The organism is Streptomyces sp. CB02261, from assembly GCF_001905665.1.
Taxonomy (GTDB): domain Bacteria; phylum Actinomycetota; class Actinomycetes; order Streptomycetales; family Streptomycetaceae; genus Streptomyces.
This window is the reverse complement of the sequence record NZ_LIVX01000004.1, coordinates 85458-104897: the sequence shown is the minus strand read 5'-3', so window position 1 is coordinate 104897 and position 19440 is coordinate 85458. Positions and strand designations below refer to the sequence as shown.

Annotated in this window: 21 protein-coding genes; 5 read left to right on the top strand and 16 right to left on the bottom strand. The window is 73.3% G+C overall.

The window, feature by feature from the left end; all coding sequences use genetic code 11:
• Positions 1-55: 55 nt before the first annotated feature.
• The 6 genes from AMK29_RS13870 to AMK29_RS13845 form a co-directional block, all read right to left on the bottom strand.
• Entirely contained in the window at positions 56-634 is a 579-nt protein-coding gene (locus AMK29_RS13870) for a hypothetical protein (RefSeq protein ID WP_073812431.1), read from the bottom strand.
• Positions 631-1806 carry an ROK family glucokinase gene (locus AMK29_RS13865; RefSeq protein WP_073812428.1) on the bottom strand — a complete coding sequence of 392 codons (1176 nt, stop codon included), beginning with the start codon at positions 1804-1806 and terminating at the stop codon, positions 631-633. The genes AMK29_RS13870 and AMK29_RS13865 overlap by 4 nt, the downstream gene beginning before the upstream one ends.
• Before the next feature lie 37 nt (positions 1807-1843).
• Positions 1844-2650, bottom strand: coding sequence for an ATP-binding cassette domain-containing protein (locus tag AMK29_RS13860; RefSeq protein WP_382615592.1), 807 nt, complete (start codon positions 2648-2650; stop codon positions 1844-1846).
• Entirely contained in the window at positions 2647-3699 is a 1053-nt protein-coding gene (locus tag AMK29_RS13855; RefSeq protein ID WP_073812426.1) for an ABC transporter permease, read from the bottom strand. The genes AMK29_RS13860 and AMK29_RS13855 overlap by 4 nt, the downstream gene beginning before the upstream one ends.
• A complete protein-coding gene (locus AMK29_RS13850) occupies positions 3696-4715 on the bottom strand; it encodes a sugar ABC transporter substrate-binding protein (RefSeq protein WP_073812424.1) in 1020 nt (339 codons plus the stop codon). The genes AMK29_RS13855 and AMK29_RS13850 overlap by 4 nt, the downstream gene beginning before the upstream one ends.
• A gap of 87 nt (positions 4716-4802) precedes the next feature.
• Positions 4803-5522, bottom strand: a complete 720-nt coding sequence (locus AMK29_RS13845) for a GntR family transcriptional regulator (protein ID WP_073813764.1) — start codon at positions 5520-5522, stop codon at positions 4803-4805.
• Positions 5523-5661: 139 nt separating this feature from the next.
• Between AMK29_RS13845 and AMK29_RS13840 the strand changes: the two genes are divergently transcribed.
• Positions 5662-6666, top strand: coding sequence for a Gfo/Idh/MocA family protein (locus AMK29_RS13840; protein WP_073812421.1), 1005 nt, complete (start codon positions 5662-5664; stop codon positions 6664-6666).
• A gap of 166 nt (positions 6667-6832) precedes the next feature.
• On the opposite strand, the gene AMK29_RS13835 is transcribed toward AMK29_RS13840, so the two are convergent.
• Both AMK29_RS13835 and AMK29_RS13830 read right to left on the bottom strand, forming a co-directional pair.
• Positions 6833-7501: a response regulator transcription factor gene (locus AMK29_RS13835; RefSeq protein ID WP_073813762.1), complete on the bottom strand. Its 669-nt coding sequence runs from the start codon at positions 7499-7501 to the stop codon at positions 6833-6835.
• Entirely contained in the window at positions 7498-8712 is a 1215-nt protein-coding gene (locus AMK29_RS13830; protein WP_073812419.1) for a sensor histidine kinase, read from the bottom strand. Before AMK29_RS13830 ends, AMK29_RS13835 begins: the two co-directional genes overlap by 4 nt.
• A gap of 145 nt (positions 8713-8857) precedes the next feature.
• Here AMK29_RS13830 and AMK29_RS13825 point away from each other — a divergent pair, with 145 nt between their 5' ends.
• Positions 8858-9079, top strand: coding sequence for a hypothetical protein (locus AMK29_RS13825; protein WP_073812416.1), 222 nt, complete (start codon positions 8858-8860; stop codon positions 9077-9079).
• 15 nt (positions 9080-9094) lie between these two features.
• Here AMK29_RS13825 and AMK29_RS13820 read toward each other — a convergent pair whose 3' ends face one another.
• From AMK29_RS13820 to AMK29_RS13810, 3 genes are all read right to left on the bottom strand, one after another.
• Entirely contained in the window at positions 9095-9331 is a 237-nt protein-coding gene (locus AMK29_RS13820) for a hypothetical protein (RefSeq protein ID WP_198942239.1), read from the bottom strand.
• Entirely contained in the window at positions 9295-10263 is a 969-nt protein-coding gene (locus AMK29_RS13815; protein WP_073812413.1) for a DMT family transporter, read from the bottom strand. The genes AMK29_RS13820 and AMK29_RS13815 overlap by 37 nt, the downstream gene beginning before the upstream one ends.
• Positions 10264-10391: 128 nt before the next feature.
• On the bottom strand, positions 10392-11000 hold the full coding sequence (locus tag AMK29_RS13810) for a dihydrofolate reductase family protein (RefSeq protein ID WP_073812410.1): 609 nt from the start codon (positions 10998-11000) through the stop codon (positions 10392-10394).
• A gap of 165 nt (positions 11001-11165) precedes the next feature.
• Here AMK29_RS13810 and AMK29_RS13805 point away from each other — a divergent pair, with 165 nt between their 5' ends.
• The gene (locus tag AMK29_RS13805) at positions 11166-11906 is read left to right on the top strand and encodes an SDR family NAD(P)-dependent oxidoreductase (RefSeq protein WP_073812407.1); all 741 of its coding nucleotides are present in this window, start codon (positions 11166-11168) and stop codon (positions 11904-11906) included.
• Positions 11907-12041: 135 nt separating this feature from the next.
• On the opposite strand, the gene alc is transcribed toward AMK29_RS13805, so the two are convergent.
• Positions 12042-13163: an allantoicase gene (gene alc, locus AMK29_RS13800; protein WP_073812404.1), complete on the bottom strand. Its 1122-nt coding sequence runs from the start codon at positions 13161-13163 to the stop codon at positions 12042-12044.
• A gap of 3 nt (positions 13164-13166) precedes the next feature.
• Positions 13167-14501, bottom strand: a complete 1335-nt coding sequence (gene allB, locus AMK29_RS13795; protein WP_073812401.1) for an allantoinase AllB — start codon at positions 14499-14501, stop codon at positions 13167-13169.
• 338 nt (positions 14502-14839) lie between these two features.
• On the opposite strand from allB, the gene AMK29_RS13790 reads away from it, so the two are divergent.
• Positions 14840-15646 (top strand): IclR family transcriptional regulator, encoded by an 807-nt coding sequence (locus AMK29_RS13790; RefSeq protein WP_073812398.1) that lies wholly within the window; start codon positions 14840-14842, stop codon positions 15644-15646.
• A gap of 12 nt (positions 15647-15658) precedes the next feature.
• On the opposite strand, the gene AMK29_RS13785 is transcribed toward AMK29_RS13790, so the two are convergent.
• Complete coding sequence (locus AMK29_RS13785; RefSeq protein WP_079196878.1) at positions 15659-16939, bottom strand: MFS transporter; 1281 nt, start codon at positions 16937-16939, stop codon at positions 15659-15661.
• 126 nt (positions 16940-17065) lie between these two features.
• Here AMK29_RS13785 and AMK29_RS13780 point away from each other — a divergent pair, with 126 nt between their 5' ends.
• Positions 17066-17521 (top strand): winged helix-turn-helix transcriptional regulator, encoded by a 456-nt coding sequence (locus AMK29_RS13780; protein ID WP_073812395.1) that lies wholly within the window; start codon positions 17066-17068, stop codon positions 17519-17521.
• Positions 17522-17636: 115 nt separating this feature from the next.
• Here the strand turns inward: AMK29_RS13780 and AMK29_RS13775 are convergent, their stop codons facing one another.
• Together AMK29_RS13775 and AMK29_RS13770 are read right to left on the bottom strand one after the other, a co-directional pair.
• Positions 17637-18320 (bottom strand): ABC transporter ATP-binding protein, encoded by a 684-nt coding sequence (locus AMK29_RS13775; protein WP_073812392.1) that lies wholly within the window; start codon positions 18318-18320, stop codon positions 17637-17639.
• Positions 18317-19396 (bottom strand): ABC transporter permease, encoded by a 1080-nt coding sequence (locus AMK29_RS13770; protein ID WP_073812390.1) that lies wholly within the window; start codon positions 19394-19396, stop codon positions 18317-18319. Before AMK29_RS13770 ends, AMK29_RS13775 begins: the two co-directional genes overlap by 4 nt.
• Positions 19397-19440 lie beyond the last annotated feature (44 nt).

Here is a 19440-nt window from a genome sequence, read left to right as displayed (position 1 = left end):
AGTCTTCTCACGGAGGCTACCCATCGGAGCGGGGGTGTGGGAGCGTCCGATCATTTCAGGGGCTGGTCGTCGAGACGGTGTGGACGCGCGGGAACGCGGGGTCGGTGAGATCGACGGTGATGTCGGTGGTCGGGCGGGGTTCCTCGCGCTTCACCGTGGTGCCCGCCCAGTTCATGCCCTCGACGAACTTCCAGCCGGCGATGTCGGCGTCCCGCTCGCCGATGGTGATGCGGCCCGGGGTGAGCGCGGCGCGGCTGGTGCCGGACTCGGCCAGATAGGTGTCGAGGCCGGCCGCGGTCGTCGTGAACTGGACGTACAGCCGGCTCGTCCTCCAGTTGCTCGTCTCGTAGTAGGCGACGCCCCAGGCCCCCGCGGGGACGGGGACCTCGAAGACACGGCGTTTCATCAGCGAGGGCCAATTGTCCTGGAGGCCGGCCGCCGAGGACTCGCGTTCCTTGTCGCGGCCGCTGTCCCGGCTCTGGCCTGCGGAGATGACGAGGTAGCCGGCCGGGATGCCGACGAGCAGCACGATGATGACGGCCGTCAGCCAGCGGCGGCGGATCATGTGCCGGCGGTCCTCGGGCAGCTTCTCCCGGGTGTCGCGCGGCGGGAGGGACTGGCGGGGCACGGTCATGGACGCGGATCCTCGGGAGGGCGGGGGGCCAGGGCCGAGGTCCCGTTGCGCAGGGCCTGGGCGTAGCGCTCGTACCGCTCGTACCGCTCGACCCGGCGCCGGTTGGCGCGGCGGAAGCGCCGGGCGACCAGCCGGGCGAGGTCGGCGGCGCCGACCATGCCGGCCTCGGGACCGAGCTGGGCGCGGGTGATGCGGGCCTCGGGACGGTAGCCGCGGCCGGTGAGGTGACGGCGGAACGCGTCCCTGGCGGGGCCGATGAGCAGGTCGTCGGCGGCGGAGACGCCGCCGCCGATGACGAAGCAGGAGGGGTCGAGGGCCGCGGCGAGGTTCGCGATGCCGACGCCGAGCCACTGCCCGATCTCCTGGAACAGCTCCACGCACATCGCGTCGCCCTCGCGGGCGAGCTCGGTGATGAGCGGCCCGGTGATCTCGGGGATGTTCCCCTTGACCCGGTCGATGATGTTGTACGCGACCGGGGAGTCGGCGGCGGCCATCTCGCGGGCCTCGCGGACCAGCGCGTTGCCCGAGCTGTACTGCTCCCAGCAGCCGCGGTTGCCGCAGGGGCAGCGGTGTCCACCGGGGACGACCTGCATGTGCCCGAACTCGCCGGCGACCCCGTACCTGCCGCGCTTGACCTGGCCGCCCTCCAGGATGGCGCCGCCGATGCCGGTGCCGAGGGTGATCATCACGAGGTGGTCCTCGCCGCGTCCCGCGCCGAAGCGCCACTCCGCCCAGGCGGCGGTGTTGGCGTCGTTGTCGACCATGACGGGGACGGCGAGACGGCCCTGGAGGGCGTCGCGGAGGGGCTCGTTGCGCCAGGCCAGGTGCGGGGCGAAGAGGACCGTGGCGCGCTCGGCGTCGACCCAGCCGGCCGCGCCGATGCCGACGGCGTGCACGTCGTGCCGGTCGGAGAGGTCGAGGACCAGTTCGACGATGGTGTCCTCGACGACCTTGGGGCTCTTGGACTTGTCCGGGGTCTCCGTGCGGAGCTTCTCCAGGATGTTCCCGTCGGCGTCGACGACCCCGGCCATCACCTTCGTACCGCCGATGTCGATGCCGACGGTCGGCACCCGGGGCGCCGTCAGGTGGGAGCGCCGCTCCCGGGTGCCGACGGTCCGCAGCACGGTGCCGCGGGCGGAGCCCCGGTGCGCGAGGTCACGGTAGGTACTCATCGGCTCCGATTCTGCCAGGTGGGGGGTGAAGGGGCCGTTACGTCGCGGAGGGCCGTTCCAGTTCGTGGCGCAGGTCGTCGAGCTCGGTGCCGCCGGCCATCTGCCGGGTCAACTCGTCGAGCGTGACGGAGCCCTTGGTGTGGCTTCCGGCCATCACACCGCGCTTCAGGAGGACGAAACGGTCGCCGACGAGGTAGGCGTGGTGCGGGTTGTGCGTGATGAGGACCACGCCGAGGCCCTGGTCACGGGCGGCGGCGACGTACTTGAGGACGACGCCGGACTGCTTGACGCCGAGGGCGGCCGTCGGCTCGTCGAGGACGAGGACCTTGGCGCCGAAGTGGACGGCGCGGGCGATGGCCACGCACTGGCGCTCGCCGCCGGAGAGGGTGCCGATCGGCTGGTCGACGTCGCGCAGGTCGATGCCCATGCGGAGCAGCGCCTCGCGGGTGGTGGACCGCATCAGGCCGACGTCGAGCCGCTTGAAGGGGCCGGAGCCCTTGGTCGGCTCGGAGCCGAGGAAGAAGTTCCGCCAGACCGGCATCAGGGGGACGACGGCGAGGTCCTGGTAGACGGTGGCGATGCCCCGGTCGAGGGCCTCGCGCGGGTTGGCGAGGGTGACGTCCTCGCCCTCGATGCGGAAGACGCCGGCGTCGTGCCGGTGGAGCCCGGCGACGATCTTGATGAGGGTGGACTTGCCGGCGCCGTTGTCGCCGAGGACGCAGGTGATCTCGCCGGAGCGGACCTCCAGGGAGACGCCTTCGAGGGCGCGGATGTTGCCGTAGTACTTGCTGACGTCGTCGAGCTCGACGAGGGGAACGGACTCGGTCTTCAGGGCCGTCGTCACTTGGTGGCCTCCACGCGCTTGCGGATCCAGGCGTTGAGCAGGGTCGCCAGGAGGAGCATCGCCCCCAGGAAGAACTTGAACCAGTCCGGGTTCCACTCGGCGTAGACGATGCCCTTGCTGGTCATGCCGAAGATGAGGGCGCCGATCGCCGAGCCGATGGCGGAGCCGTATCCGCCGGTGATCAGACAGCCGCCGATGACGGCGGCGATGATGTAGATGAGCTCGTTGCCGACGCCCTCGCCCGACTGGACGACGTCGAAGGAGAAGAGCAGGTGCTGGCCCGAGACCCAGGCGCAGAAGGCCACGCCCAGGTAGAGGCCGATCTTCGTCCGGTGGACGGGGACGCCGACCGCGCGGGCCGCGTCGGCGCCGCCGCCGACCGCGAAGATCCAGTTGCCGAAGCGGGTGCGGAGCAGGATCCAGGTGGCGAGCGCGACCAGGCCGATCCACCACAGGATGGTGACCTTGAACTCGACACCGCCGACGGTCAGCTGCGAGGCGAAGAGCTTGCGGGCGGAGGGGAAGCCCTCCATGTCGGCGATGGTCTTGGTGGAGACGGTGCCGCTGATCAGCTTGGTGAGGCCCAGGTTCAGACCGGTCAGCATGAGGAAGGTGCCGAGCGTGATGATGAAGCTGGGCAGTCCGGTACGGGTCAGCATGAAGCCGTTGAAGGCGCCGATCGCCAGGGTGACGAGCAGTGAGACGCCCACGCCGACCCAGACGTTCGCCGTCATCTGGAAGCTGACCATCGAGGAGACCAGCGCCGAGCTGGTGACGAGGACACCGGCGGACAGGTCGAACTCGCCGCCGATCATGAGCAGCGCGACGGGCACCGCCATGATGCCGATGGTGGAGGCCGCGTAGAGCACGGTCCCGAGGCTGGAGGCGCGCAGGAAGCTGTCGGCGAACACCGCGAAGAAGACGAAGACGGCGAGTGCGCCGACGACCGAGCCGAGCTCGGGGCGGGCGAGGAACTTCTTCAGCGGGGTGGTGCGGAGCAGCCGCTCGTCGACGTGGTCGATGCCGGACGGCGGGGCGGTGGAGCTCATCGGGTGCCCCGCTCCGCGTACTCGACGAGCTTGGCCGCGTCGTCCTCGGTGATGATCTGGGGGCCGGTGAGGACCGGCTTCCCGCCGCCGAGGACGTCGGCGTTGTAGCGGTACAGCCAGAGCAGGTCGACGGCCTCGTACCCCTGGAGGTAGGGCTGCTGGTCGACCGCGAAGCCGAGGGTGCCGGCCTTGAGGGCGGTGGCGACCTTGGCGTTGAGGTCGAAGGTGTCGACCTCGGCCTTGCTCCCGGCGCTCTTCGCGGCCTGTACGGCGGTGTCGGCGAAGGGGGCGCCGAGGGTGACGACGGCGTCGATGTCCTTGTCGGACTGGAGCTTGGCCTCGATGGAGGCCTTGACGTCGGGCATGTTGGTGCCGTCGACGTACAGGTTGACCAGCTCGCCGCCGAAGGTCTTCTTCGTGCCGGCGCAGCGCTGCTCGTGGCCGACGTTGCCCTGCTCGTGCAGGACGCAGAGCGCCTTCTTCTTCCCGCGCTTGTCGAGTTCCTCGCCGACGGCCTCGCCGGCGACCGTCTCGTCCTGCCCGATGTGGGTGAGCGCGCCGTACGCCTTGGACTGCTCGGCGCCGGAGTTCACCGTGATCACCGGGATGCCCGCCTTGACGGCCTTCTCGACGGCGGCCTTCATGGCGTCGGGCTTGGCGAGGGTCACGATCAGCCCGTCGACGCCCTTGGCGACGTACGAGTCGATCAGCTGGGCCTGCTGCTGCGCCTCGTCGTTGTGGGCGTAGAGGAAGTTGATGTTGTCCTTGGCGGCGGCCTGCTTGGCGCCCTTCTGGACGATGTCCCAGAAGGTGTCGCCGTCACCCGAGTGCGTCACCATGGCGAAGGTCCAGCGGGGGGTGTCGACGGCCGCCCTGCCCTGGGCCTCGGCCGCCTTGCGGGCGTCCTCCGCCCGCTTGCCGCCGGTGCTGCTGCATCCGGCGAGCGCTCCTGTGAGCGCGAGCGCGAGGACGGCGCCGACTGCGGCGCGTACCCCTCCTGTCCGAAGCCTGGTCACGAGGCCGTGCCCTCCTTTGTGTCCTTCTGCGTGCATTGCAGTATCGGTCATGCGGGTCGTGGCACTCGTCAGGGGGGCCTTCCGGGGCTACGGACGGACCATCAGCTGGAACTCGAAGGTGTAGCGGGCGGCGCGGTAGAGGTGGGAACCGTACTCGACGGCCCGGCCGGTGTCGTCGAAGGTGACGCGCTCCATCGTCAGGAGCGGGGCGCCCTCCCTCTCGTCGAGCAGGGCCGCCTCCGCGGCGGTCGCGGCGCGGGCGCCGACGGTCTGGCGGGCGCTGTGCAGGGTGAGCGCGGCGGTGCGGAGCATCCGGTAGAGGCCGGTGGTCTCCAGGCGTTCGGTGTCCGGTTCGACGAGCCCGGCCGGGAGGTGGTTGCGGAGGTACGCCATGGGTTCGCCGTGTGCGGTACGGAGCCGTTCGAGGTAGAGGACCTCGCTGCCCTCGGGGACGCGGAGGGCGGCCGCGACCGGGGCGGTCGCCGGTTCGACGCGGTGGACGAGGACCCGGGTGGCGGGGAGCTGCCCGGCGGCGTCGAGGTCGTCGTAGAGGCTGCTGAGTTCCAGCGGGCGCCGGACCGTGCTGTGCACGACCTGGGTGCCGATGCCGCGGCGGCGGACGAGGAGGCCCTTGTCCACGAGGGTCTGGATGGCCTGCCGGACGGTGGGGCGGGAGAGGCCGAGGCGGGTGGCGAGGTCGATCTCGTTGCCGAGGAGCGTGCCCGGGGTCAGCGTCCCGTTCGCCACGGCGTCCTCCAGCTGCGTGGCCAGCTGGAAGTAGAGCGGGACCGGGCTGGTGCGGTCCACGGCGAGCGGGGGCAGGGACGAGCCGGACTGCTTGGACACGGGGGGAGCGTAGCTCGGGGCGCTGATGACGGGAAGTCGTGACGTCCGGTTGTCCTGACAAATCCTTGACACCGTGGACGTGCGCCTCCACGGTGGGGCCATGCGCATCGGACTCATCGGTACGGGACGGATCGGGAGCTTCCACGCGGGGGTGCTGGCCCGCCACCCGGAGGTCGGGGCGCTGGTCCTCGCGGACGTGGATCCCGTCCGGGCGTCCGGGGTCGCGGGGGCCCTCGGGGCGGAGGCGGCGCCGGACGTGACGGCCCTGTTCGGGCACGCCCTGGACGCCGTGGTGATCGCCTCGGCGACGGCCGCGCACGCCGAGCTGATCGCGCGCGCGGCGGGCGCCGGGCTCCCGGCGTTCTGCGAGAAGCCGATCGCCCTGGACGTGCCGGGGACGCGGCTCGCGCTCGCGGCGGTCGCCGAGGCGGGGACCGAACTCCAGCTGGGGTTCATGCGCCGCTTCGACGCGGGGTACCGGGCGGCCCGGGAGGCCGTGCAGTCGGGGCGGCTCGGCCGGCTGCACACCGTACGGGCGGTGACCTCGGACCCGGAGCCGCCGCCCGCCGCGTATCTGCCGCTCTCCGGCGGCCTCTACCGGGACTGCCTGGTGCACGACTTCGACATCGTCCGCTGGGTGACCGGCCGGGAGGTCGTGGAGGTGTACGCGACGGGCTCGGACGCGGGCCCGGCGATGTTCCGGGAGGCGGGGGACGTGTCGACGGCCGCCGCGCTCCTGACCCTGGACGACGGGACGCTCGTGACGGCGACCGCGACCCGCCGCAACGGCGCCGGGTACGACGTCCGGATGGAGCTGGCGGGCGACCGGGACCAGATCGCGGTGGGCCTGGACGACCGCACCCCGCTCACCTCGGTGGAACGGCACGGGCCGGCGGCGCCGGGGAAGCCGTGGCCGGGGTTCCTGGAGCGGTTCGCCCCCGCGTACGAGGCGGAGCTCGACGCCTTCGTCCGGCTCGTACGCGGCGAGGCCGCCAACCCGTGCGACGGCCGCGAGGCCCTGGCGGCCCTCAGCATCGCCGAGGCCTGCGAACACTCCCGCCGCGAACGCCGCCCGGTACGGGTGGGGGAGAACGAGGCGCCGTAGCCCTCCCGTTGTGGGCAGGCGTTCCGCGGGGCGGAACGGGCGGGGCCCTCCGTTGTGGGCAGGCGTTCCGCGGGGCGGAACGGGTGGGCACAACCCACGACGGCGCCGCACCCGGGGTGCACGTCCAGGCGCGGGAGCCCGGGTCCGGCAGGGGGGTCCCGCCGCGTCAGGCCGGTTCGTCGTCGAGCAGCCCCGCGTCGTGGACGAGCAGCGCGATCTGCACGCGATTGTCGAGCCCGAGCTTGGCCAGGACCCGGCTGACGTGCGCCTTGACCGTCGGAACGCTCATGTAGAGCCGCCCGGCGATCTCCGCGTTGGAGAGGCCGCGACCGACCGCGACAGCCACCTCCCGTTCGCGCGCGGCGAGCACGGCGAGCCGATCGGCGGCCGCGGCCCGCCGGGGCTGTGCGGGCTGCCCGGCGACATGGGTCATCAGCTGGCGGGTGACGGCCGGGGAGAGCACCGGGTCGCCGGTGGCGACCCGGCGGACGGCGGCGACGATCTCGGCGGGCGGGGTGTCCTTCAGGACGAAGCCCGCGGCACCGGCCCGCAGCGCGCGCAGCACCTGCTCGTCGGCGTGGAAGGTGGTGAGGACGACGACCTCGGGGGCGCCGGGCAGGGCGCGGAGGCGTTCGGTGGCGGTGAGGCCGTCCACCCGGGGCATGCGGAGGTCCATGAGGACGACGTCGGGGGCGAGGCGGGCGACGAGCTCGGGGACCTCGCCGCCGTCGGCGCCCTCGCCGACGATCTCCAGGTCCTCGGCGCCGCCGAGCATCAGGGCGAGGCCCGCGCGGACGAGGGGGTCGTCGTCGACGACGAGCAGCCGGATGGTCATGGGGGCCACGGTAGCCAGGCGCGCACCGTGAATCCGCCGTCGGGGCCGGGGCCGTGGTCGAGCCGGCCGCCGGCGAGGGCGGCGCGTTCGGTGAGGCCGATGAGGCCCTGCCCGGAGCCGGGGACGGGCGGGACCGGTCCCTCGGGGGCAGGGTTGTGGACGTCGACGGTGAGGCCTTCGCCGGGCCGGCCGCGCACGGTGACGGTGACCGTCGTGCCGGGGGCGTGCTTGCGGGCGTTGGTGAGGGCTTCCTGGGCGATGCGGTAGACGGTGCGGCCGGTGGCGGCGGGCACGGCCGCGGGGTCGTCGACGGTGGTGTCGAGGACGACGTCCGCTCCGGCCTCGCGGGATTCGGCGATCAGCGCGTCCAGGGTGGCGAGGGTGGGCTGCGGCCGGTTGCCTCCGTCGCCGTTCTCGCCGGGCGCGCGCAGGACCCCGATGATCTCGCGGAGGTCCTGGAGGGCTTCGTGGGCGCTGTCCCGGATGACTCCGGCGGCGCGGGCCACCTGCTCGGGAGGGGCGTCGGGCCGGAACTCCAGGGCTCCGGCGTGGACGCTGAGCAGGGTGAGCCGGTGGGCGAGGACGTCGTGCATCTCGCGGGCGATGGACTCGCGGGCGAGCCGCTGGGCCTGGGCGACGCGCAGCTCGGCCTCGGCCTCGGCACGGCGGGCTCGTTCCCTGAGGGCTTCGACGAGCTGGCGGCGGGAGCGGACGAGCATGCCCCAGGCGGTGACGAGGAGGACGAGGATCAGGCTCAGCGCGATGTTGAGCCAGGTCGGGGTCTCGGGGTCGGGGCGGACGAAGGCGGACACGACCGAACCGAGGACGGCGAGGGCCGCGATCCAGGAGACCTCGCGGAAGGGCCGGCGTACGGCGAGGCTGAAGAGGCTCGCCAGGAGGGCGCCGCCGGCGACGGGGACCACGGCGCTCACCAGGGAGAGCGCGATCGCGAGCGCGACGGGCAGACGGCGGCGCAGCCAGAGGGCGCAGCAGGCGGCGGCGCCGATCACCTGGTCGGTGAGGACGACGGCCTCGCTGGTGTACTTGGCGCTGGTCTCCGCCGCGAGCAGGCCGACGAGGGCCGCGAGGAGGAAGAGCGAGGTGTCCACGATCCAGTCGCGGACGGTGCGGCGGGGCCGGGCCGCCCCGCTCCCGCCCGGTTCGACCAGGTGGGAGGGGAGCAGCCAGCGCTGCCGGTCCGTGCGAGTCATATCCGCAATGTACGCAGGCGGGGGGCGCTCCACCGGTCGTACGGGCGCCCGGGCTACGGGAGTCGCCGAGGTCGATACTTTCGTATCGGCCGCCGTAGACGAGCGGCGGACGCGGCCCCTCGGTCCTGCCCGGCATGATCGGATCATGAAGGGTTTTCTGGAGGGCCTGGGGGCCCTGATGTGTGTGGCGGGCGTCTGCGGAGTGATCCGCGAGCTGACGGACGGCTGGTTCAGATTCGTGGGTCTGACCCGGTTCCTGACGGAGAACGTGGGGTTCCTGGAGGGCCGGGAGCTGTTCGCGAACATCGTGATCGCGGTCCTGGGCGTGGCCCTGGCGATATCGGCGAGCCGGTTGGCGAAGTCCTGACGGTCCGTCCCGGCGTCAGACGCTCGCGGTGTCCAGGCGCGTGACCTCGGCGAGGTGCTCGGACATGCGGTGGGAGACGGCGCCGCTGGTGTAGAGGGCGCCGCCGACGACGGCGAAGGGGAGGGACCCGCCGAGCAGGGCGAGCAGGGCGGGCCAGTCCCTGCTCTCGACGCAGTCGTCGTGGTGGACGTACTCGCTGGTGACGGTCGAAGAACCTACCCGGCGCCCTCGCCGACGGCCCGGCGGCCCCAACTGGTGCCCGCGAGCACGAGGACGGCGCCCACGAGGCCGAGGACGCCGGGGCGGTCGCCGGCGAGGGCGATGCCCGCGGCGGCGGCCCAGAGCGGTTCCGTGCCGAGGAGGAGGCTGACCCGGGACGGGGAGGTGCGGCGGACCGCCCACATCTGCACGAAGAAGGCGAAGAGCGTGCAGAAGACGGAGAGGAAGAGCAGCCCGGCCCACTCGCGGGGGCCGAAGTCGAGGGCGACCGCCCAGGGCGAGGCGCCGGTGCCGGGGAAGGCCGCGATGACGGCGAACACGGCGACGGCGGCGCCGAGCTGGACGGTGGTGAGGGAGAGCGCGTCGGCGCCCTGGACCGCCTTGGTCCGGGACATGGCGAGGACGTGGACGGTACGGGCGACGGCGGCGAGGAGCATGAGCAGGTCGCCGAGGGAGGGGGCGGTGAACCCGCCGCCCTGGGTGAGGAGGACGACGCCGGTGACGGAGAGCGCGGCGGCGGCGAGGAAGGCGCGGGGCATGGGGGCCGCCCCGGCGGAGCCGTCGGCCCCGGGGCGGGCCCGGTGGACGGCGGCCTCGGCGAGCGGGGTGAAGATCATGGTGAGGCTGATGATGAGGCCCGCGTTGGTGGCGGAGGTGTGGACGACGCCGTAGGTCTCCAGGAGGAAGATCCCGCTGAGGATCAGCCCGAGGGTCGCGGCGCCGCGCCACTGGGCCGCGCTCAGCGCGCGGAGCCTGGCCCAGCCGGCGACGACGAGGACGGGCAGCACCACCGCGAACCGCAGCACGAGGACGGCGATGACGGTGTGGGTGGTGGTGATGCCCTTGGCCGCGAGATAGCTGGCGCCCCAGACGACGGCGACGAGCAGGACGGGCAGATCGGTGAGCCAGGCGCGGCGCGGGGCGCCGAGGGACAGGGGTGCGGCGACGGGGGACGAAGCTGCCATGGCGGGCCGGTTCTCCAAGTCTCGGGGCGGGGTGGAGACTTCGACGGCTCGCACACGGAGCGATCACCGTACCCGGAGCGGCCCGTGGTGGCTACATCTTTCCGTGGTGGTCGTCACGGCGGCTCCCGTCAGTAGCTGCCGTACGTGGGCCGGCCCGCCAGCTCGTACGTGTGGATGGCGACGCCCGAGCCGGTCGTCCGCGCGGAGGTGTGCCGGAAGGCGGTGGGCCGGACGCCGTCGGAGAAGAGGCGGCGGCCGGTGCCGAGGACCACGGGGAAGACGAGCAGGTGGAGGGTGTCGATCAGGTCGTGGTCGAGGAGTGTCCGGGCGAGACCGGCGCTGCCGTGCATCTGGATCTCGCCGTCCGCGCGCTCCTTGAGGGCGGCGACCTCCTTGACGATGTCCCCGCGGAGGAGGGTGGTCCCGGCCCAGTCGGCGGAGTCGAGGGTGGTCGTGGCGACGTACTTGGGGAGGGCGTTCAGCTTGCTCGCGACCGGGTCGGCGGGGTCGGTCTGCAGCGGCCAGTAGCCGGCGAAGATCTCGTACGTGCGCCGGCCGAGGAGGAAGGCCGTCGGCCGGGTGAAGACCTCGTCCATGAAGCGTCCGAAGTCCTCGTCGCCGTACGGCACGGACCAGCCGCCGTGCTCGAAGCCGCCGCTGGGGTCCTCGTCCGGGCCGCCGGGGGCCTGGTGGACGCCGTCGAGGGTGAGGAACTGGGTGAGGCTGAGCGTGGCCATGGGGGTGCCCTTTCGTCTCCGGTCCATCGTGTCTCACCCGTGCAGACGGCACAGCTCGGCGGAAGTCATCGGTGATCGGGTCGGGGTCCGATTCCCGCCAGCGTCCGGAGAGCCGGACGACTTTCATTGAACCCGCAACCATTAGTTCTTCCACGGAGGTTCGGGATGTCCACGATGAACGGCACGGCGGTTCTGGTGACGGGCGGCAGCAGGGGGATCGGCGCGGCGACGGCCGTCCGGCTCGCGCGGGAGGGCGCCGACGTGGCCTTCACCTACGTCCAGGACGAGGCACGGGCCGCGGAGGTCGCCGCGCGGATCGAGGCGGTCGGGCGCAAGGCGCTGCCCCTGCGGGCCGACGCGGCCGACGCCGGGGACGCGGCGGGCGCGGTGGCCTGGGCGGCGGACGCCCTGGGGCGGCTCGACGTCCTGGTGAACAACGCGGGCGTCGGGGTGCTCGGTCCGCTGGAGTCGCTGGCTCTCGCGGACGTGGACCGGGTCCTCGCGGTGAACGTCCGGGCGGTGTTCCTCGCCTCGCAGGCGGCGGCCGGACGGCTGCCGGACGGCGGGCGGATCATCACGATCGGAAGCTGTATGGCACAGCGGGTGCCGGGCCCGGGCGGGGCGCTGTACGCGCTGAGCAAGACGGCGCTGATCGGCCTGACGAAAGGGCTCGCCCGGGATCTCGGCGGCCGCGGCATCACCGCGAACCTGGTGCACCCCGGCCCCGTCGACACCGACATGAACCCGGTCGGCGGCCCGCACGCGGAGGGCCAGGCGGCCCTGACGGCCCTCGACCGCTTCGGCACCCCGGACGAGGTGGCCGCGATGGTCGCCTTCCTGGCGGGGCCGGAGGGGCGGTACGTGACGGGCGCCGAGTTCGCGGTGGACGGCGGGCACGCGGCGTGAACCCCGGGCGGACATGACGCGGGGGTGCGGTCGAGAAGGAGAGGAGCGAGGGCGCACCGGGTGCTGTCGGGCCGGTGCGCCCTCATGGGCCGGGCGGGGTGTCGTACCCGCCCGGCCCAGGACTGCGGTCCAGGACTACTGGCCGCCCAGCTCCTGGTGGCGGGCGGTCAACCGGGCCGTGCCCGCCTCCGTGAGGGAGCCGAAGAGGCGGAGGCGGGAGATGCCGCCGTCGGGGTAGATGTCGATCCGGACGCGGGAGCCGACCGCCGGGGCGTCGAGGACGAAGCGGTGGTTGGTGTCGGGCTGGAGGCGGGTCCGGGGCAGGACCTCGGTCCACTCGTCGGAGCCCTCGGCGGCGACGGAGAGCGCGGCCCAGCCGGCGCTGTTGCCCTTGAGGTACGCGGTGTCGATCTCGACGGCGCGGATCTCGGACTCGGCGGCCAGCTGGTAGCGGATCCAGTCGTTGCCCTTGTCACGGCGGCGGCGGGTCTCCCAGCCGTCGTCCATCTTGCGGGAGCGGCCCGGCTGGATCGTGTTGGTGGCCGGGGAGTAGAAGCGGTCGGAGGCGTCCTCGACCTGGCCGCCGTTCTCCAGGGCCGCGAGGTCGAAGGTGCCGAGGACGCCGAGCCACGCCGGGTCCGGGGCGACCTCGCCGTACACGCGGAGGCGGGCGATGCCGCCGTCGGGGTGCTGGTTGACGCGCAGGTGGGTGAAGCGCTGCTCGACGTCGACGGCGAAGCCGTTGGCGGCGTGGCCGCCGACGGCGGTCCGCGGGACGAGCGTCGTCCACTTCACGTCGTCGGCGAGGAGGTCCTCGGGCGAGGGCGAGCCGGCGACGGAGGTGGCCTCGACGGAGACGGCCTGCGGGTAGTTGCCGCGGAAGTGGGCCGTGTCGACGACGATGCCGCGGACGACACCGGGTGCGCCGAGCCGGACGAGGGCCCAGTCGTGGTCGTCCTCGGTGGGATGCGGCTGCTGGGCGGAGATGCCACGGCGGCGGCGGGTCTCCCAGCCGTCCATGATCTTGCCCTTGTGGCCGAAGTGCTCGGGGTCGAACTCGGCGGCCTCGGGCTTGAGCAGGTTCTCGCGCTCGGCGAAGAACTCGTCGTTGGCGGCGATGACGCCGGCGCCGAGGCGCCGGTCGGCGAGGTCCGCGTACCGGGTGAAGGCGAAGTCGGCCGTCCGGTAGTCGGCGTACGGGTCGCCGCCGCCGTAGGGGCTGGCGTCACCGGTGAAGGAGGGTATGCCGCTGCTCACGGGTCAGTTGTTCCTTTCGAGGAGGCGGCCGGAGGGCTCGGCGAGGGTGCCGTGGTCGGCGATCCGCTCTCCGCGCAGCCAGGTGGAGGTGACGACGCCGCTGAGGGTCTTGCCCGCGTAGGCGGTGATGCGGTTGCGGTGCTGGAGCTCCGCCGGGTCGACGGTGAAGGTGGCGTCCGGGGCGAGGACGGCGAAGTCGGCGTCGCGGCCGGCCTCGATGGCGCCCTTGCGGGTGAGTCCGGCGAGCCGGGCCGGCCCCGCGGACATCCAGCGGACGACGTCCTCCAGGGTGTGGCCGCGGCGGCGGGCCTCGGTCCAGATGGCGGGCAGTCCGAGCTGGAGGGAGGAGATGCCGCCCCAGGCGGAGAGGAAGTCGGGGGTCTTGAGGTCGGCCGTGGACGGCGAGTGGTCGGAGACGATGCAGTCGATCGTGCCGTCCGCGAGCCCCTGCCACAGCGCGTCCTGGTTGGCGGCCTCCCGGATGGGCGGGCAGCACTTGAACTCGGTGGCGCCGTCCGGGATCTCCTCGGCGGTGAGCGTGAGGAAGTGCGGGCAGGACTCGACGGTGATCTTGAGGCCCTCGGCCTTCGCGGCGGCGATCAGCGGCAGCGCGTCGGAGGAGGAGAGGTGCAGCACGTGGACGCGGGCGTCGAGTCGGCGGGCCTGGTTGACCAGGTTCTCGATCGCCGTGTTCTCGGCGTCCCGGGGACGGGAGGCGAGGAAGTCGGCGTACGCGCCGCCCGCCCGCTGGGGCGCGGCGGCGAGGTGGTGCGGGTCCTCGGCGTGCACGATCATCAGGCCGTCGAAGCCGGAGATCTCGGCGAGGGAGGTCGCCAGCTGCTCCTGGTCGAGCGCGGGGAACTCATCCACTCCGGAGGGTGAGAGGAAGCACTTGAAGCCGAAGACACCGGCGTCGTGGAGCGGCCGCAGGTCCTTGACGTTGTCGGGCAGGGCGCCGCCCCAGAAGCCGACGTCGATGTGGGCCTTGGCGCGGGCGACCTCCTGCTTGATCCGCAGGTGCTCCACGGTGGTGGTCGGGGGCAGCGAGTTGAGGGGCATGTCGAGCAGGGTGGTGATGCCGCCGGCGGCGGCCGCGCGGGTGGCGGTCCAGAAGCCCTCCCACTCGGTGCGGCCCGGGTCGTTCACGTGCACGTGGGTGTCGACGAGACCGGGCAGGACCACGTCGTCGCCGACGTCCTCGAGCCGGGCACCGGCGGGTACCTCGGCGTCGTACGGCAGCACGGCCGCGATCGTCCCTCCGGAGACGGCGATCGACGCCGGACGCGTCCCCTCGGGGGTGATGACGCGTGTCGAGCGCAGGACCAGGGTGACGTCCACCCGTACCCCTCTCTTCAAGTGACTCGCGGAGAAATCCGAGAAATTCAACGAACTGTTGAAAAGGAGTGTTCACTTCCGGGCGACGGGTCGTCAAGGGCACACTTCCAGCATCGGCCGTCGGCGAACCCGTCTTGGATGTTTCCACAAAGTGGAATCCTAATTCCGTACAGTAGAACGTAGCTCCCCACATGCGGGGCAGAGCCGGACCCCGCCGAGCCCTCCCCGACACCGGACAAACACCCCCTGACCGGCCCGTACGCCGGTACCGGGGCCGGGTGCCCCGGCCGGTGGCCCGGTAGGCTGCTGCCTTGCCCGCCTGCCCCGAAAGGACCGTTGACGTGCCGACGTCCAGCGCCAGCACCACCGACGCCGCCAAGCCCGCCGCGAGCGGGGGCGTCCAGTCCCTTGAGCGTGCCTTCGACCTCCTGGAGCGGATGGCCGACGCCGGGGGCGAGGTCGGGCTGAGCGAGCTCTCCGCCAGCAGCGGACTCCCGCTCCCCACCATCCACCGCCTGATGCGCACCCTGGTCGCCTGCGGCTACGTGCGCCAGCAGCCCAACCGGCGGTACGCGCTCGGCCCCCGGCTCATCCGGCTCGGCGAGTCCGCCTCCCGCCTCCTCGGCACCTGGGCCCGCCCGTACCTCGCGCGGCTCGTCGAGGAGACCGGCGAGACCGCGAACATGGCGCTGCTCGACGGCGACGAGATCGTGTACGTGGCGCAGGTGCCGTCCAAGCACTCGATGCGCATGTTCACCGAGGTCGGCCGGCGGGTGCTGCCGCACTCGACCGGCGTCGGCAAGGCGCTCCTCGCGCACACCCCGGCGGAGGAGGTGCGCGCGCTGCTCGCCCGGACCGGCATGCCCGCCGCGACCGAGAAGACGATCACCACGCCGGACGGCTTCCTCGACGCGCTCGTCGCGGTCCGCGAGACGGGGTACGCGGTCGACGACAACGAGCAGGAGATAGGAGTCCGCTGCCTCGCGGTGTCCGTGCCCGACTCCCCCACCGCGGCGGCCATCTCCATCTCCGGCCCGGCGGGCCGCGTGACCGAGGCGGCCACGGAGAAGATCGTCCCGATCCTCCAGCAGGTGGCCCGCGAGCTGTCGGCGGCCCTGGCGAACACGGCGGGCAACGGCGGCGCCTGAGGCGGGGACGGCTCAGCCGACGGGCGGCGCCGTCCGGAGGGTCGCCGCCCACAGCAGCAGAGCGGCCAGGCTGAACGCCGCACCCAGAGCCGTCACCATCGGCCAGCCTCCGGCCGCGTGGGCGAGCGAGGAGCCGAGGGCGCCGAGCGCGCTGCCCGCCGAGTAGAAGACCATGTAGCCGCCGATGATCCTGCTGCCCGCCTCCGGGCGGACGGCGTGGATCACCGTCTGGTTGGTGACGTGGACGGCCTGCACGGCGAAGTCCAGCAGAACCGCTCCGGCCGCGAGCGCCCACAGCGACCGCCCGGTCAGTCCGATCGGCAGCCATGACAGCACCAGCACGGCGAGGCCCACGCCGGTCGTGCGCCGGGCGAGCCCCCGGTCGTTCCACCGCCCCGCGACCCCCGCGGCGAGGGCCCCGGCCGCTCCGGCGAGCCCGAACGCGCCGATCGCGGTGCTCGACAGCGACCACGGCGGGTCGCTCAGCGGCCGCGCCACCCCGGTCCACAGCGTGCTGAAGGCGGCGAACACCAGCAGGGCCAGCGTGCCCCGGATCCGCAGCAGCGGCTCACGCGCGAAGAGGGTGACGGTCGAGGCCACCCACCGCGCGTACGACCCACCGCTACCGCCCGGCCTCTCCGACGGCGCCCCGCCCGGCCCCTCCGACCGCATGACGGCCGGCAGCGCGCGGCGCAGCAGCAGGGCGAGCACGGCGGTGAAGGCCGCGGACACCAGGTAGACCGCCCGCCAGCCGGCGAGGTCGGCGAGCACTCCGGAGGCGGCGCGGGCCAGCAGGATTCCGGTGACGATGCCCCCGGTGACCGTTCCGACGGCGCGCCCGCGCCGGGCGGGCGGGGTCAGGGCGGCGGCCGTGGCGACCATCGTCTGGGCGACGACGGCGAGGAGCCCGACGGCGGCGAGCGCGACCAGCAGCGCCGCCGCGCCCGGGGCGAGCCCGACACCCAGGAGGGCGAGCGCCAGCAGCCCGAGCTGTCCGGTGACCAGCCGCCGCCGGTCGAGCAGGTCGCCGAGCGGCACCAGGAGCAACAGGCCGGCCGCGTAACCGAGCTGCGTGAGCGTGACGATCACGCCGACCAGTGCGGGGTCCAGCGCGAACCGCTCCCCGAGGGTCACCAGGAGCGGCTGGGCGAAGTAGACGGTGGCGACGGAGCTGCCGCAGGCCAGTGCGAGCAGGGGCACGACCCGGGCGGGTGGCGGCCCGTCGGGGCCGGGCGCACCGGGGCCACCGGGCCCGCCCGTCCTCCCGGCCCGGCCGGAGCATTCGATCGCCATGCGCACACGCCTCCACCCTGGTTGCAACGTGCCACCGGCCCGTACCGTAGGCGTAAGCGGTAGCATGTTGCAACCAGGTCGGGAGAAGCCGAGCAGGCCGAGAGAGGCCGAGAGGAAGGTGGGCGGATGGTCGCCCGCACGCGTTTCGACGACGCCCCCTGCCCCGTCGCGAGATCGGTGGACGTCATCGGTGACAGGTGGTCGCTGCTGATCGTGCGAGACGCCTTCGACGGCAGCCGCCGCTTCGGCGAGTTCCAGCGGGGTCTGGGTATCGCCAAGAACATCCTGACCGCCCGGCTGCGGGCGCTCGAGGAGGCCGGGGTGCTGCACGGCACGCCCGCGCCGGACGGGGCGCCCCACCGGGAGTACGTCCTCACCGACCGGGGCCGGGCGCTGTTCCCCGTGATCGTGGCCCTGCGCCAGTGGGGCGAGGAGGAGTGCTTCACCCCCGGTGAGCCCCGGTCCCGTCTGCTGGACCGCCGGACCGGCCGGCCGCTCCGCCGCCTGGAGGTCCGGGCGGCGGACGGACGGCCGGTGGAACCGGCGGACACGGTGGTGGAGAAGGCGGAGGACGCCGAGTAGACCGGAGGACGGGGAGTACGCCGGCGGCGGGGCGGCCCTCAGCACGACCGGAAGCCGGACGGGCCTCAGCACGACCGGAAGCCGGGCGGCCCTCAGCACGGCCGGAAGCCCGGCCTCAGTCCGCCGTCACCGGATCCGCGAGTCGGCCGTCCTGGACCGTCACCGTGCGGTCCGCGCGGGACAGATGGGCGCGGTCGTGGGTGACCAGGACCGTCGCCGTGCCGCGGTCCGCCGTCAGGCGGGCCAGCAGGTCCATGACCGCCGCCCCCCGCTCGTGGTCGAGGGCCGACGTCGGCTCGTCGACCAGGAGGACTGAGGGCTCGTTCATCAGGGCCCGCGCGATGTTGACGCGCTGCCGCTGGCCGCCCGACAGCTGGTGGGGCCGCCGCCCGGCCAGCTCCGCGAGGCCCACCGCGTCGAGGAGTTCCATGGCCCGGCCCCGTACCGACGCCGGTGTCCGGCCCGAGAGGTGCGCCATCACCTGGAGCTGTTCCGCCGCGCTCAGCGAAGGCAGCAGATTCGGCTGCTGGAAGACGATCCCCACGTGCTCGCGGCGCAGTGCGGCGCGGGCGGCGGGGGTGAGCGGGCCCGTGTCCGTACCGGCGACGACGACGCGTCCACGGTCGGGCGTCACCAGGGTGGCGGCGACCGCGAGCAGGCTGGACTTGCCGGATCCGGAGGGCCCGACGACGGCCGCGAGCGTCCCGGCGGGGACGACGAGGGAGACGGCGTCGAGGGCGGTGAGGCGACCGTCCCCGTCCGGGTAGGTGAGGGTGACGTCGTCGAGGACGAGACTCATCGGGCGCTCCCGAGGGCGGTGAGGGGGTCGACGGCGGTGATCCGCCGGATGGACAGGGCGGCCCCGAGGACACCGAGCACGATGATCACGGCGGCCGGTCCGAGGACGGTGAGCGGTTCCAGGACGAAGGGCACGTTCCCGCCGCTGACCAGCGCGCCGATGCCGACCGCCAGCGCGGTGCCGAGCAGCGTGCCCGCCGCGAGCATGAGGACGGCCTGTCCGAGGGCGTCCCTGAGGAGGTACGGGGTGGAGGCGCCGAGCGCCTTGAGGACGGCGACGTCGGCGCTGCGCTGGATGGTCCAGACGGTGAAGAAGGCTCCTATGACCAGCGCGGAGATGGCGAAGAGGAACCCGCGCATGAGCTGGAGCGAGCCGTTCTCGGCCTGGTAGGAGCCCAGGGCGGTGAGGGCCTCGTCGACGCTCCGGGCCTCGGTGCCGGCGGCCTCGTCCCCGGCCGTCCAGTCGGCCCCGTCTCCCCCGCGCAGCGCGATGACGGTGGCCTGCTCCCCCGCGGCCGTGCCGTCGTGGCCGATCCGCTGCCAGTCGTCGAGGGCGGTCCACACCACGGGGGTGTGGCTGTACGAGGCATCGCCGGCCACCGCCGCGACGGTGAGCTCCAGAGGGCCGACGCGGACGGCGTCGCCCGCGGAGACGCCCAGCTCCTCGGCCGCCGACGCGGAGAGGACCGCCTTGCCCGGGGCGGGGGGCACGGGCGCGAGCCCGGCCTCCGGTTCCGTGCCGAAGGCGGACACGGCGGCGGTACGGTCCCCGGCGGCGCCGTTGAGCGTACGGATGCCGAGCGGTGTCGCGGCCGTCACGCCCGGCCGCCGGGACCAGAGGCGCCACTGGTCCTCCGTCACCGTCGAGTTGGTGAAGGAGACCGACTGCCCGGCCGGCGGCGCCGCGAAGGCGAGCCGGTCGGCGGGCAGCCCGGTGATCGCGGAGACGTTCTCCCGCGCGAGCCCGGCTGTCAGCCCCGACAGCAACCCGACGAGGAGGGTGATCAGCACGATCACCGTGCCCATGAGGGCGAACCGCCCCTTGGCGAATCTGAGGTCTCTCCATGCCACGAACATGCCGACCAGAGTGGTCCGGCCGGTGCCGGGCGGGCATCGCGCCG

What these genes read in the sequence shown, in the direction of transcription:
- AMK29_RS13870 (WP_073812431.1), bottom strand. Translation starts at nt 634, where the DNA reads ATGACCGTGCCCCGCCAGTCCCTCCCGCCGCGCGACACCCGGGAGAAG.
- AMK29_RS13865 (WP_073812428.1), bottom strand. Translation starts at nt 1,806, where the DNA reads ATGAGTACCTACCGTGACCTCGCGCACCGGGGCTCCGCCCGCGGCACC.
- AMK29_RS13855 (WP_073812426.1), bottom strand. Translation starts at nt 3,699, where the DNA reads ATGAGCTCCACCGCCCCGCCGTCCGGCATCGACCACGTCGACGAGCGG.
- AMK29_RS13840 (WP_073812421.1), top strand. Translation starts at nt 5,662, where the DNA reads ATGCGCATCGGACTCATCGGTACGGGACGGATCGGGAGCTTCCACGCG.
- AMK29_RS13835 (WP_073813762.1), bottom strand. Translation starts at nt 7,501, where the DNA reads ATGACCATCCGGCTGCTCGTCGTCGACGACGACCCCCTCGTCCGCGCG.
- AMK29_RS13830 (WP_073812419.1), bottom strand. Translation starts at nt 8,712, where the DNA reads ATGACTCGCACGGACCGGCAGCGCTGGCTGCTCCCCTCCCACCTGGTC.
- AMK29_RS13825 (WP_073812416.1), top strand. Translation starts at nt 8,858, where the DNA reads ATGAAGGGTTTTCTGGAGGGCCTGGGGGCCCTGATGTGTGTGGCGGGC.
- AMK29_RS13815 (WP_073812413.1), bottom strand. Translation starts at nt 10,263, where the DNA reads ATGGCAGCTTCGTCCCCCGTCGCCGCACCCCTGTCCCTCGGCGCCCCG.
- AMK29_RS13810 (WP_073812410.1), bottom strand. Translation starts at nt 11,000, where the DNA reads ATGGCCACGCTCAGCCTCACCCAGTTCCTCACCCTCGACGGCGTCCAC.
- AMK29_RS13805 (WP_073812407.1), top strand. Translation starts at nt 11,166, where the DNA reads ATGTCCACGATGAACGGCACGGCGGTTCTGGTGACGGGCGGCAGCAGG.
- AMK29_RS13785 (WP_079196878.1), bottom strand. Translation starts at nt 16,939, where the DNA reads ATGGCGATCGAATGCTCCGGCCGGGCCGGGAGGACGGGCGGGCCCGGT.
- AMK29_RS13780 (WP_073812395.1), top strand. Translation starts at nt 17,066, where the DNA reads ATGGTCGCCCGCACGCGTTTCGACGACGCCCCCTGCCCCGTCGCGAGA.
- AMK29_RS13775 (WP_073812392.1), bottom strand. Translation starts at nt 18,320, where the DNA reads ATGAGTCTCGTCCTCGACGACGTCACCCTCACCTACCCGGACGGGGAC.
- AMK29_RS13770 (WP_073812390.1), bottom strand. Translation starts at nt 19,396, where the DNA reads ATGTTCGTGGCATGGAGAGACCTCAGATTCGCCAAGGGGCGGTTCGCC.